General features: G+C 71.6%; 13 protein-coding genes and 3 tRNA genes. 4 read left to right on the top strand and 12 right to left on the bottom strand.

Features of this window, described 5'->3' with window-relative positions; genetic code table 11:
* Nucleotides 1-20: 20 nt before the first annotated feature.
* Together ACIQ6R_RS01005 and ACIQ6R_RS01000 are read left to right on the top strand one after the other, a co-directional pair.
* Nucleotides 21-1,247 carry a pyridoxal phosphate-dependent aminotransferase gene (locus ACIQ6R_RS01005; protein WP_404168906.1) on the top strand — a complete coding sequence of 409 codons (1,227 nt, stop codon included), beginning with the start codon at nucleotides 21-23 and terminating at the stop codon, nucleotides 1,245-1,247.
* 120 nt (nucleotides 1,248-1,367) lie between these two features.
* Complete coding sequence (locus tag ACIQ6R_RS01000) at nucleotides 1,368-2,399, top strand: adenosine deaminase (RefSeq protein WP_404168903.1); 1,032 nt, start codon at nucleotides 1,368-1,370, stop codon at nucleotides 2,397-2,399.
* Nucleotides 2,400-2,882: 483 nt separating this feature from the next.
* On the opposite strand, the gene ACIQ6R_RS00995 is transcribed toward ACIQ6R_RS01000, so the two are convergent.
* The 10 genes from ACIQ6R_RS00995 to ACIQ6R_RS00950 all read right to left on the bottom strand — a co-directional run bounded on the left by ACIQ6R_RS00995 (nucleotide 2,883) and on the right by ACIQ6R_RS00950 (nucleotide 9,095).
* Nucleotides 2,883-4,019: a UDP-N-acetylmuramate dehydrogenase gene (locus ACIQ6R_RS00995; RefSeq protein WP_404217897.1), complete on the bottom strand. Its 1,137-nt coding sequence runs from the start codon at nucleotides 4,017-4,019 to the stop codon at nucleotides 2,883-2,885.
* A 19-nt stretch (nucleotides 4,020-4,038) separates the two neighbouring features.
* Nucleotides 4,039-4,419 (bottom strand): DUF3291 domain-containing protein, encoded by a 381-nt coding sequence (locus tag ACIQ6R_RS00990; RefSeq protein ID WP_404168897.1) that lies wholly within the window; start codon nucleotides 4,417-4,419, stop codon nucleotides 4,039-4,041.
* Nucleotides 4,420-4,552: 133 nt separating this feature from the next.
* A complete protein-coding gene (locus ACIQ6R_RS00985) occupies nucleotides 4,553-6,025 on the bottom strand; it encodes an MFS transporter (protein WP_404217895.1) in 1,473 nt (490 codons plus the stop codon).
* Nucleotides 6,026-6,153: 128 nt separating this feature from the next.
* Nucleotides 6,154-6,729: a TetR/AcrR family transcriptional regulator gene (locus tag ACIQ6R_RS00980; protein WP_404217893.1), complete on the bottom strand. Its 576-nt coding sequence runs from the start codon at nucleotides 6,727-6,729 to the stop codon at nucleotides 6,154-6,156.
* A 90-nt stretch (nucleotides 6,730-6,819) separates the two neighbouring features.
* Nucleotides 6,820-7,434, bottom strand: a complete 615-nt coding sequence (locus ACIQ6R_RS00975; RefSeq protein WP_404217891.1) for a dihydrofolate reductase family protein — start codon at nucleotides 7,432-7,434, stop codon at nucleotides 6,820-6,822.
* 205 nt (nucleotides 7,435-7,639) lie between these two features.
* Nucleotides 7,640-8,068 carry a MaoC family dehydratase gene (locus ACIQ6R_RS00970; RefSeq protein WP_404217889.1) on the bottom strand — a complete coding sequence of 143 codons (429 nt, stop codon included), beginning with the start codon at nucleotides 8,066-8,068 and terminating at the stop codon, nucleotides 7,640-7,642.
* Nucleotides 8,069-8,075: 7 nt separating this feature from the next.
* On the bottom strand, nucleotides 8,076-8,528 hold the full coding sequence (locus ACIQ6R_RS00965; protein WP_310871764.1) for a MaoC family dehydratase N-terminal domain-containing protein: 453 nt from the start codon (nucleotides 8,526-8,528) through the stop codon (nucleotides 8,076-8,078).
* A gap of 117 nt (nucleotides 8,529-8,645) precedes the next feature.
* On the bottom strand, nucleotides 8,646-8,810 hold the full coding sequence (gene rpmG, locus ACIQ6R_RS00960) for a 50S ribosomal protein L33 (protein WP_003948671.1): 165 nt from the start codon (nucleotides 8,808-8,810) through the stop codon (nucleotides 8,646-8,648).
* Nucleotides 8,811-8,903: 93 nt separating this feature from the next.
* A tRNA-Met gene (locus ACIQ6R_RS00955) sits at nucleotides 8,904-8,976 on the bottom strand.
* A gap of 46 nt (nucleotides 8,977-9,022) precedes the next feature.
* Nucleotides 9,023-9,095: transfer RNA gene (locus ACIQ6R_RS00950), tRNA-Thr, on the bottom strand.
* 314 nt (nucleotides 9,096-9,409) lie between these two features.
* On the opposite strand from ACIQ6R_RS00950, the gene ACIQ6R_RS00945 reads away from it, so the two are divergent.
* Both ACIQ6R_RS00945 and ACIQ6R_RS00940 read left to right on the top strand, forming a co-directional pair.
* Nucleotides 9,410-10,687 (top strand): hydrolase, encoded by a 1,278-nt coding sequence (locus ACIQ6R_RS00945; protein WP_404217887.1) that lies wholly within the window; start codon nucleotides 9,410-9,412, stop codon nucleotides 10,685-10,687.
* 119 nt (nucleotides 10,688-10,806) lie between these two features.
* A complete protein-coding gene (locus ACIQ6R_RS00940; protein WP_404168879.1) occupies nucleotides 10,807-11,463 on the top strand; it encodes an SDR family oxidoreductase in 657 nt (218 codons plus the stop codon).
* 52 nt (nucleotides 11,464-11,515) lie between these two features.
* Here ACIQ6R_RS00940 and ACIQ6R_RS00935 read toward each other — a convergent pair whose 3' ends face one another.
* Both ACIQ6R_RS00935 and ACIQ6R_RS00930 read right to left on the bottom strand, forming a co-directional pair.
* On the bottom strand, nucleotides 11,516-11,737 hold the full coding sequence (locus ACIQ6R_RS00935) for a hypothetical protein (RefSeq protein ID WP_376669854.1): 222 nt from the start codon (nucleotides 11,735-11,737) through the stop codon (nucleotides 11,516-11,518).
* Nucleotides 11,738-11,839: 102 nt separating this feature from the next.
* A tRNA-Tyr gene (locus ACIQ6R_RS00930) sits at nucleotides 11,840-11,955 on the bottom strand.
* Nucleotides 11,956-12,157 lie beyond the last annotated feature (202 nt).

Below are 12,157 nucleotides of genomic sequence, written 5' to 3'. Positions count from 1 at the left end.
CGGTCTGGAACGATGGGGCCATGAGCGCTGCAACCCCTCCCACCGAGCGCCGGGTCTCCGCCCGAGTCGGCGCGATCTCCGAGTCCGCCACCCTCGCCGTGGACGCCAAGGCCAAGGCCCTCAAGGCCGCCGGGCGTCCGGTGATCGGCTTCGGCGCCGGTGAGCCGGACTTCCCGACCCCGGACTACATCGTCCAGGCCGCCGTCGAGGCCTGCCAGAACCCGAAGTACCACCGCTACACGCCGGCCGGCGGGCTGCCCGAGCTGAAGGCCGCCATCGCCGCGAAGACGCTGCGCGACTCCGGCTACGAGGTCGACCCGTCGCAGATCCTGGTCACCAACGGCGGCAAGCAGGCCATCTACGAGGCGTTCGCCGCGATTCTCGACCCGGGCGACGAGGTCATCGTCCCGGCGCCGTACTGGACGACGTACCCGGAGTCGATCCGGCTGGCCGGCGGTGTCCCCGTCGAGGTCGTCGCCGACGAGACGACCGGCTACCGGGTGAGCGTGGAGCAGTTGGAGGCCGCGCGCACCAAGAAGACGAAGGTCGTCCTGTTCGTGTCGCCGTCGAACCCGACGGGTGCCGTGTACAGCGAGGCCGAGACCGAGGCGATCGGCCAGTGGGCCGTCGAGCACGGTCTGTGGGTGCTGACCGACGAGATCTACGAGCACCTCGTCTACGGCGACGCCTTCTCCGTCTCCATGCCCGCGCTGCTGCCCGAGCTGCGCGACAAGTGCATCGTGGTCAACGGCGTCGCGAAGACGTACGCGATGACCGGCTGGCGGGTCGGGTGGGTCATCGGCCCGAAGGACGTCGTCAAGGCCGCGACGAACCTCCAGTCGCACGCCACGTCCAACGTGTCCAACGTGGCCCAGGCGGCGGCGATCGCCGCGGTCTCCGGCGACCTGGACGCCGTGGCGAAGATGCGCGAGGCCTTCGACCGGCGCCGCCAGACCATCGTGCGGATGCTCAACGAGATCGACGGCGTGCTGTGCCCGGAGCCCAAGGGCGCGTTCTACGCGTACCCGTCGGTGAAGGCGCTCCTCGGCAAGGAGATCCGCGGCAAGCGTCCGCAGGACACGGTCGAGCTGGCCGCGCTGATCCTGGAGGAGGCCGAGGTCGCGGTCGTACCCGGCGAGGCGTTCGGCACGCCCGGGTACCTGCGGCTGTCGTACGCGCTCGGGGACGAGGACCTCGTCGAGGGCGTGAGCCGGATCCAGAAGCTGCTGGCGGAGGCGCGGAACTGACCGCGCTCCCGCGACAGGGCTCCCCGTAACGTTCCGGGGAGCCCTGTTTCTTTGTGCGAGCAAGACCACGTACGGGGAAAGTGCTGTCGGGCCGGGCGTGTCGTACGGCAGGATCACGGAATGGAGCGTGTACGTGATGTCTCTGAACTGCCGAAGGCCCATCTCCACCTGCACTTCACCGGGTCGATGCGGCCCGCGACCCTGCTGGAACTGGCCGACAAGCACGGCGTGCGTCTGCCCGAGACGCTGACCGAGGCGCTGGGCCGCGGGGAGTCCCCGAAGCTGCGGGCGACGGACGAGCGGGGCTGGTTCCGCTTCCAGCGGCTGTACGACGCGGCGCGGTCGTGCCTCCAGGAGCCGGAGGACATCCAGCGGCTGGTCCGCGAGGCCGCTCAGGAGGACCTGCGGGACGGGTCGGGGTGGCTGGAGATCCAGGTGGACCCGACGTCGTACGCGCCGCGGCTGGGCGGGCTGATTCCGGCGCTGGAGATCATCCTGGACGCGGTGGAGACGACCGTGCGGGACACCGGGATCGGGATGCGGGTACTGGTCGCCGCGAACCGGATGAAGCACCCGCTGGACGCAAGGACGCTGGCCCGGCTCGCGGTGCGGTACGCGGACCGGGGCGTGGTCGGCTTCGGGCTCTCCAACGACGAGCGGCGGGGCATGGCCCGGGACTTCGACCGGGCGTTCGCGATCGCGCGGGACGGGGGGCTGCTGTCCGCGCCGCACGGAGGCGAACTGACCGGTCCGCTGTCCGTGCGGGACTGCCTGGACGACCTGGAGGCCGACCGGATCGGGCACGGGGTGCGGGCGGCGGAGGATCCCCGGCTGATGAAACGGCTGGCGGACCGGCAGGTGACGTGCGAGGTGTGTCCGGCGTCGAATGTCGCCCTGGGCGTGTACGAGAAGCCGGAGGACGTACCGCTGCGGACCCTGTTCGAGGCGGGGGTACCGATGGCGCTGGGCGCGGACGATCCGCTGCTGTTCGGGGCGCGGCTGGCCGCCCAGTACGAGATCGCACGGGACCACCACGGGTTCACGGACGCGGAACTGGCGGAACTGGCACGCCAGTCGGTGCGGGGTTCGGCCGCCCCCGAGGATGTGAAGGAAAGGCTGCTGGCGGGGGTGGACGACTGGCTGACCGAGTAGGGGTCGGCGTGTCGCGTTCGATGACGGTGTGGTCGGAGCCCGTCCCGCCCCCGCGCCGGGCGACGGTTCAGCGCAGCGGCGGATCGCGCCGACGCCGGGGTCGCGACCAGGCTGACCCGGACGGTACTCGACGCGATGGAGGCGGAGGGCGTGCGGGGCGTCGTCTCCGCCATCTTCAAGGACGTCTACGCCGATCCGCGCGCCATGGAGGCCGAGCTGGCGCGCAGCTCAACCGACTGGACGGTCGTCCGGCCGTTACCGGACGGTGGTCGGCGGCTTCCCGTCCAAGGGCCGAAGGCCGTTCCACGGGGCGCGCCGACGTCGCCCACGCGATGCTCACGATGCCCGGGGACGCGGGGACGCGGGGACGCGGGGACCGTGAAGCAGGGCGTGGGCATGGCCTACTGATGCCCTGGGCTTGGGCTTGGGCTTCGGCTTCGGCTTCGGCTTCGGCTTCGGCTTCGGCTTCGGCTTCGGCTTCGGCTAGAGGCTGACGCCGACCGTCACCGGTTCGTTGACCAGGGTGACGCCGAAGGCCTCGCGGACGCCGGTGACGACCTCGCGGGCCAGGGCGAGCAGGTCCTCCGTGGTCGCGCCGCCGCGGTTGGTGAGGGCGAGGGTGTGCTTGGTGGAGATACGGGCGGGCCCGGTGCCGTAGCCCTTGGTGAAACCGGCCTTGTCGATCAGCCAGGCCGCGGAGGTCTTGATGCGGCCCTCCCCGGCCGGGAAGGCGGGCGGCTCGGCGCCCGTCCCGAGCCGCTCGTCCACGCGCGCGCGGAACGCGGCGAACTCCTCGTCCGTGAGGATGGGGTTGGTGAAGAACGACCCGGCCGACCAGGTGTCGTGGTCCTCGGGGTCCAGGACCATGCCCTTGCCGGCGCGCAGCTTCAGCACGGTGTCACGGGCTTCGGTCAGCGGGACCCGCTCGCCGGGCTGCACGCCGAGGGCGCGGGCCGTCTCGGCGTAGCGGAGGGGCGCGGAGAGCCCGTCGGCGTTCTCCAGCTCGAAGCGGACGCGCAGGACGACGTACCGCTCGGGCTCGGCCTTGAAGCGGCTGTGGCGGTAGGAGAAGCCGCAGTCGCTGTTGATGAGGGTGACCGTCTCGCCGGACCTGCGGTCATACGCGGTCACCTCGGTGATCGTCGAGGAGACCTCCTGGCCGTACGCGCCGACGTTCTGGATGGGGGTGGCGCCCGCCGAGCCGGGGATGCCGGCCAGGCACTCGACGCCGGCGAGTCCGGCCTCGACGGTGCGGGCGACGGCGTCGGTCCAGATCTCGCCGGCCGCCAGCTCCAGCGTCGTGCCGTCGAGGGAGAGACCGCGCGTGGCGATGTGCAGGGCGGTGCCGTCGAAGCCCTTGTCGCCGATGACCAGGTTGGAGCCGCCGCCGATGAGCAGCAGGGGCGTGCCGGTGTCGTCGGCCTCGCGGACGGCGGCGATCACCTCGGCGTCGGTCGTGGCCGTGACCAGCCGGGTGGCCGGTCCTCCCAGCCGGAAGGTGGTCAGCGGGGCGAGGGGGGCGTCGTGGAGTTCCTGCACGCGCTCAAGACTACGAGACTGCGCTGACAACCCCGAGCAGCGGCAAACGCCCCGACCGGTCGGGGCGTTTGCCGTACTCATGTCGGTCCGCGCCTGACCCTCACCGCAGGCGCTCCCGTACCTCCGCCCAGCTCACCGGGAGCTCGTCGCCCGGTGCCGGCCAGGAGGCGAACTTCGAGTCCCGCATCTGCGCGGACAGCCCGCGGGAGGTCGGCGCGTGGGTGCCGGAGCGGGCGAAGGCCTTGAGGGCCGCGGGCGACTCCCAGGCGGACACCGTCCAGAAGGTCCGCTTGAAGGGCTCCGCCTTCAGGGAGGCGCCGTACGCTCCGGGCGCGCCCCTGACCTGGCGCCACACGCCCGGCGTACGCGCCAGGAACTTCAGCGCTCCCCACAGCGTGCGGGTCTCGAAGCGGGAGGCGAAGACGTGGACCTCGGTGGCCTGCGGCGGCCGGTTCGGCACGGTCCAGGGGAGGGTGGGCATGGTGGACTCCGTTCGTTGCTCTGGCGCGTGTCGTGTCTCGTTTCGCGGGCCTTGCTTCTCGTTCTCGTGCGTCTCTTGTGGTTCTCGTTCGTCGCTTGTGGTTCTCGTGCGTCGCTTCTCGCGCGGTGTGCGGTCAGCGGGGGGCCGCTTCCCCGGTCGTGACGAGCACGGGTTCGGCTGTCGGTGCCGGCCCGGCCCCGGGCCCGTCGGTGGACGCGTGGTCGTCCTCCCGGCGGCGGGCCGGGATCAAGAGGGCCGCGAAGCCTCCGAGGGCCACCACGCCGGCGCCCACCGCGACCGCGGGCCGCAGCCCGTCGACGAAGGACTGCCCGGACCCGTAGCCGCCCTGCGCCGCGAAGATCGAGCCCATGATCGCGATGCCGAGCGCGCCGCCCACCTCGCGCAGGGCGTTGTTGGCGCCCGACGCGATGCCCTGCTCCTTCGGGCCGACGCTGGACATCACCAGGGCGGAGGCGGGGGCGAAGAACAGGGCCATGCCGATTCCGCTGATGATCAGACCGGGCAGCTGGATGGCGTAGGAGGTGTCTGCCGTGATCACGGAGGCGAGATAGCCGAGGCCGGCCGCCTGGAGGAAGAGTCCGGCGGCGACGACCGGGCGCCCTCCGATCCGGTCCGAGAGGATGCCGGCGATCGGTGCGACCAGCATCGGCATCCCGGTCCAGGGCAGCATGCGCAGGCCCGCCTCGGTGGGCGAGTAGCCGAGGACACCCTGCATGTACTGGCTGAGCAGGAAGATCGAACCGAACATCCCCAGGAACATCAGCAGGCTCGCCGCGCTGATGCCGGAGAAGGCGCGGGATCGGAAGAGCCTCATGGGGAGCATGGGGTTCTTGTTGTTGATGCCGTGATGGACGAAGCCGACCAGCAGCGCGGCGCCGGCGAACAGGGCGGTCAGCACCACCGGGGCGGTCCAGCCGTCCACGGGTCCGCGCACCAGGCCGTAGACGATGCCGAAGAGCCCGCCGCTGGCGAGCAGAGTGCCGCGGAGGTCGAGCGGGGCGCCGGTGCCGTGGGACTCGGCGAGCCGCAGGCGGGCGAGCGGCAGCAGGACGAGCCCCAGCGGAACGTTCAGCCAGAAGATCCACTGCCAGGAGATGTGCTCGGTGAGGCTGCCGCCGACCAGCGGACCGGAGGCCACGGCGAGCCCGTTGACGGCGCCCCAGACGCCGTACGCCATCCCACGCCGTTCGGCGGGCACGGCGGCCGTCAGCAGGGTCAGCGTCAGCGGCATCATGATCGCCGCGCCGACGCCCTGGACCGCGCGGGCGGCGATGAGCGAGTCGATGCCGGGCGCCAGGGCCGCGGCGGCGGAGGCACCGGTGAAGACGGTGAGGCCGACCACGAAGAGCCTGCGGCGGCCGAAGCGGTCACCGAGGGCGGCGCCGAACATCAGCAGCACCGCGAAGGTGAGCGTGTAGGCACTCACCGTCCATTCCAGGTCGTGCAGTGCTCCGCCCAGGTCCTCCCGGATGGCGGGCAGGGCGGTGGTGACGACGAGATTGTCCAGGGCCGCCATGAAACCGGCGGCGCTGGTGATGACGAGGGCCCAGCCTGCTCCCCCACTACGTGCGCCTTGCTGCGACATCTCTCCCCCACAGGGTGTCCACTGATTGCGATCGATGCGGTTAGTGATTACTGACTAACTACTCGGGGCATACGGAAGCGCGCAGTCCGAGCGCACCCTACGCGGCACCCGTACGCACCTGTGCGCCCCTACGGGCCTTCCTCGTTGTTCCGTCTGGCCTGCGCCGAGATGTGGAGACCGTCCCAGATCCGGTGTTCAGGCGGGAAGCCCATGCCCGCCAGGATGTTGATGAGCATCCCGTACGCCATGAACGTGGTCGTCTCGTTGACGTCGCCGCCAAGGGGCAGGCCGACGGTGTCCCAGAGGTCCAGCCAGAGCTTGCGGACCATCTCACCGAACTCATGGTCTCCCGCCGCCTCCGCGGCCGCGACCGTGACGTACACCTGCAACTGCATCTGGAGCCGCTCGGGCCGCTCGTCGATCAGTTGCGTGTAGGCCTCCGCCATGGCCTGCAGTGCCTCTTCGCCGTGCAGGCCCTCGGACGCCACCTCGAAGACCCGGCGCGTGTCCTGCAGGCAGCGTTCCGCCACCGCGAGGAAGATCGCTTTCTTGCCCGGGAAGAGCCGGAAGAGATACGGCTGGGAGACTCCCACTCGCTTGGCGATGGCGTCCGTGGACGTGCCGTAGTAGCCGCCCCGGGCGAACTCGCTCGTCGCCGCACGGATGACACTCTCGCGCCGCTCCTCTGCGCTCATCCTGACCATGCGAATAAGTTAGTACTCAATCACTAACTACGTCAATCACTCACTGCGTCAAGAGCGGCCGGCTCCCCCACACCCCGTCGCCACCGGACGTCACAGGAGGTCGTAGGTCAGGTGGGTCGCGGTCGACGTCCGGGTCACACCGCGCTGCGCCAGCGTGCGCGGCGCTCCGCCGGTGAACAGCGGCGTCCCGGCACCCAGCACGACGGGCGCGAGGTGCAGGGACAGTCCGTCGACCAGCCCGGCGTCGAGCGCCGAGCCGATCGTGGCACCGCCGCCCATGAGGACGACGTCGAGATCCTCGGCGCCGTCCGACGACGCCGCCTCGGCGCGCTCCCGCGCGGCGGTGAGGGCGTCGGGGAGACCGGTGGTGACGAACGTCCAGTCGAGGCCGGTGAGTCGCATCGACTCCGGCGGCGAACTCGTCACGACGACGAACGCGGGTTTGCCGACCTCTCCGGCACCGTAGCCGGACGTGTCGTCCCAGCCGTTCGGCCCGTCGACCAAGTCGAAGAGCCGGCGGCCGAGGACGACGGCACCCGAGCGCGCGGTCGCCTCGCGCAGGATCCGGCGGTCGTCGGGGTCGTCGGAGAACGCCCAGGTGTGCAGGGCCTCCCCGCCGGTGCCCAGACCGTTGTCCGGGCCGGGGTCGGGTCCGGTGACGAACCCGTCGAGGGAGATCGAGATGTCAGCGATGATTCGGGTCATACAGGACAGACCCGAGCCGGCACCCGGACTCATCGCTCACGCGTGAAGCGGGTGCCGGACGGGACCGGCCGACAGTCAGCCGTCCCCGTCCCCGCCCCCGTCCCCGTCACCTCCCGGCAATCCCCGGGAGCCCGGCGATCCGGGTAAGCCCGGCAAGCCCGGTAAGCCGAAGAGCCGACCGGAGATCAGGCCCGGCCACCCGGCCTCAGGCGAGACGCACGACCGCCCGGGACATGCCCAGGACCTTCTGGCCGGCGCTGGTGGCCGTCAGGTCGACGCGGACGGTGTTGTCGTCGAGCTTGGCCGCGACCTTGCCGCTGACCTCGATCACGGCACCCCGGTCGTCGTTCGGGACCACGACGGGCCTGGTGAACCGGACGCCGTACTCCACGACCGCGCCCGGGTCGCCGATCCAGTCGGTGACCACGCGGATCACCTCGGCCATGGTGAACATGCCGTGCGCGATGACGTCCGGCAGACCGACCTCCTTGGCGAACTTCTCGTTCCAGTGGATCGGGTTGAAGTCACCGGAGGCACCCGCGTACCGCACGAGGGTGGCGCGGTCCACAGGGAAACTCCGCGCGGGCAGTTCGGTACCGACCTCGACGTCGCTGTAAGCGACCTTCGCCGTCATGGGATGCTCACGCCTCCTCGGCCGCGCGGGCCACGAGCTTGGTCCAGGCGGTCACGACGTGCTCGCCGGCCTCGTCGTGGACCTCGCCGCGGATGTCCAGGATGTCGTTGCCCGCCATCGACTTGATCGCCTCGATGGTGGAGGTCACCGTGAGCCGGTCACCGGCCCGCACCGGACGGACGTACGCGAACTTCTGGTCGCCGTGCACCACCCGGCTGTAGTCCAGGCCGAGCTGCGGGTCCTCGATGACCTGACCGGCCGCCTTGAACGTGATCGAGAACACGAAGGTCGGCGGAGCGATCACATCCGGATGGCCGAGCGCCTTCGCGGCCTCCGTGTCCGTGTACGCCGGACTGGCGTCACCCACCGCCTCCGCGAACTCGCGGATCTTCTCCCGGCCCACCTCGTAGGGCTCGGTGGGCGGATAGGTCCGCCCCACGAACGACTGGTCGAGCGCCATGGGCTCGCAACCTCCTGCTGCTCTGTGCTGCTGTGGGTGCCGTCTCGGGTGCCACTGAACAAAACGACACGAGGCCGCCCCCAAACCTCGGGGACGGCCTCGTGTACGAGCCTGTTTCTATCGCGTTTCGCGGTGCGCGGTGTGCGCGTTGCAACGCGGGCAGTGCTTCTTCATCTCCAGTCGGTCCGGGTTGTTACGCCGGTTCTTCTTGGTGATGTAGTTCCGCTCCTTGCACTCCACGCAGGCCAGCGTGATCTTCGGGCGGACGTCGGTGGCAGCCACGTGAGTGCACTCCTTGACGAACGGATTGATGGTATTAACGCAAGCAAGAGTAGCCGACTGAAGGACCGACCCCGCAATCGGCTACTTTTTGTGTAGCGGTGACCGGACTTGAACCGGTGACACAGCGATTATGAGCCGCTTGCTCTACCGACTGAGCTACACCGCTGTGATGCGATCGGGCCCCGCCTCGCGGCGGGAACCTCTCACACCAGAGCCCCAATACGGAATCGAACCGTAGACCTTCTCCTTACCATGGAGACGCTCTGCCGACTGAGCTATTGGGGCGAGCGATGAAGACATTACACGGTCGCCCGCCGTTCGCCCAAATCCGTTTCGCCGCCCCTGCCCCAGCCCGTCCCCCGTCCTGCCCCCGGGCCCGTCGGCCTTCCCGCGCGTACGCCCCGGAGGTCCTCCGAAGGGCCTTCCAAGGCCCTTCGACGAGCCTCCAGCGGGCCCTCCGACGGACCCTCGGCACGGCGGACCGCGCCGGTACGACTATTGCGCTCCTCCGCGCCACGGACTGATCACCGTCCTAGGCTCGACTCACTCTGCGTGATCTTGCGTCCCCCACTGCGCAGTCCCGAGCCCAGAGGAGCGCGATGCCCGACAGCCAGCCGCAGCCGCCCCACTCGCCCTCCCCCTCGGGCCCCGCCGACCGCGGCTCGCTCCTGCTGTCCGGGGCGCGGCTCACCGACGGCCGGACCGTGGACGTACGGCTGCACGGCGGGCGCATCGAGGCGGTCGGCACGGCCGGCAGCCTGTCCGCGGCCCGCGCCCCCGGCCCCGGCGCCCGTGTGGACCTCACCGGCTACCTGCTCCTCCCCGCCCCCGCCGAACCCCACGTCCACGGCGACACGGCGCTGACCGCCGACGCCCCCGGCCCCGTCTCCTACGACCCCCAGGACGTCCAGCGCCGGGCCACCGAGGCCGCCCTGCTCCAGCTGGGACACGGGGCGACCGCGGTGCGGGCTCACGTGCGCGTGGGCGACGTCGCGGGGCTGGGCGCGCTGACCGCCGTGCTGCGGGCGCGGCGGTCGCTGCGCGGGCTGACGGAGCTGACCGCGGTGGCGATGCCGAGACTGCTGACCGGGGTGGCCGGGGCCGACGGGCTGGCGATGCTGCGGGACGCGGTCAAGATGGGCGCGGACGTGGTGGGCGGGTGTCCGGACCTGGACCCCGATCCGGCCGGGTACGTGGAGGCGGCCCTGGAGGTCGCCGCCGAGCACGGCTGCCCGGTCGACCTGCACACGGACGCCGCCGACCCGGCACGGCTGGCCCGGCTGGCGGCGATGGCGGGCGGGCTGCGTCCCGGAGTGACCCTCGGCCCCTGCGACGGGCTGGGGCGGCTGCCCGCCGACGCGGCCGCTCAGGCCGCCGACCGGCTCGCGGCGGCCGGGCTGACGGTGGTGTGCCTGCCGCAGGGCGCCTGCGGTGCCGTCGACCACCGCGACGGCACCGCTCCGGTACGGCTGTTGCGCGCGGCCGGGGTGCGGGTGGCCGCCGGGAGCGGCGCGCTGCGGGACGTGTCCAACCCGGTCGGGCGCGGCGACCCCCTGGAGGCGGCCTATCTGCTGGCCGCGTGCCACGGGCTGCGCCCCGAGGACGCGTACGACGCGGTGAGCGCGGCGGCGCGGGCGGCCCTGGGTCTGCCCGAGGTACGGGTCGAGGCGGGCTTCCCTGCCGAACTCCTCGCGGTACGCGGGGACGGGCTGGCGGGGGCGCTGTCACTGGCGTACAGCCGGATCGTGGTGCACCGGGGGCGCGTTGTGTCACGGACCAGCGCGGTACGGGAGTACGGCGACTCGACGACCGCGACGGACCTGGGGCTGCCTCGGCAGGGGCGCGGGGGTTCCGCAGGGCGTGGGGAGACCTCCTGAAGGGGCGCGAGGGTTCCGCGGGGCGCGGGGAGACCTCCTGAGGGGGCGCGACGCGCGTCCGGTGGGATGCGGCCGAAGTCGTGCGGCGCGGGCGGCCGTCGGGGCGTACGGTCGAAGACATGCGCATTGTCATCGCTGGTGGTCATGGTCAGATCGCGCTGCGGCTGGAGCGCTTGCTCGCCGCGCGTGGTGACGAGGTGGCGGGCATCATCCGCAAGGCCGAGCAGTCCGACGATCTGCGTGCGGCCGGCGCCGAACCGGTCGTGCTGGACCTGGAGTCGGCCTCGGTCGAGGAGGTCGCGGAGCGGCTGCGGGGCGCGGACGCGGCGGTCTTCGCGGCGGGCGCGGGCCCCGGCAGCGGAGCGGCCCGCAAGGACACGGTGGACAAGGCGGCGGCGGTCCTCTTCGCGGACGCGGCGGTCCGGGCGGGCGTACGGCGCTTCGTCGTCGTGTCCTCCATGGGCGCCGACCCGAGCCACCGGGGGGACGAGATCTTCGACGTCTACCAGCGCGCCAAGGGCGAGGCCGACGCGTACGTCCGCTCCCTGGACGAGCTGGACTGGACGATCCTGCGCCCCGGCGCGCTGACGGACGACGCCGGAACCGGCCTCGTCCGCCTGGAGGCACACACCGGCCGGGGCCCGGTCCCGCGCGACGACGTGGCCGCCGTACTGGCGGAACTGGTCGACACCCCGGCCACCAACGGCCTGACCCTGGAGCTGATCAGCGGTTCCACGCCCGTGTCGGTGGCGGTGAAGTCGGTGGCCGGGAACTGAGGGCGGGGCACGGGGCGCGTGGGGTGCCTGAGGCGCGCCCCGGCACGCGCAGTCAGAACAGCGGCAACTGCCCGGGAAAGTCGGGGACGACGTACCCGTCCAGGGACGGCTGCACCGCACCGCCGAGTTGCGCCGTGCGACGCGACCCCGGGCAGGAGACGAGTTCGCCGCTCTCCCGCGTCCCGGGCGGATCGTGACGCGCGTACCGGCCCGCGACGACGGCGATCTCGCGACGGCATTCGGGGCAGGTTCTGCGACGGGAGGACGAGACCATGTCACCAGTCTGCCCGCCGGACGAGCCCTCTCTTGAGCCCACACATGACGAAGACCCCGTGACCTGCTGTTTGGGCAGGTCACGGGGTCTTTCGTTCCCGTGTGGCGGCGCCAGGATTCGAACCTGGGAAGGCTGAGCCGGCAGATTTACAGTCTGCGCAAACAAGGGCGGGTGACCTTGAAAAACAGCCACACCAAAGAACACGGCCCCACGCCTACCCCATGAAGGTGGTCCGCGAGGGTCCGACACGGCAGCCTTCTTCGCGGAGGGCTTGGGGCGGAATTGGACCGGCCTCGTGGCGGCGTCCCTGACCGCCCTAACACGGGCGGGGGGGGGCGCCCCCCCCCGCGCCGGGTCGGGGCGGGGAAAAAAAGCCGGCCCCCCGCCGCAAAAACCCCGGCGCGGGCCCCCCCCGGGAGA

It is taken from the genome of Streptomyces sp. NPDC096048, from assembly GCF_044763415.1.
Lineage (GTDB): Bacteria > Actinomycetota > Actinomycetes > Streptomycetales > Streptomycetaceae > Streptomyces.
This window is presented reverse-complemented; position numbering and strand designations above follow the sequence as displayed.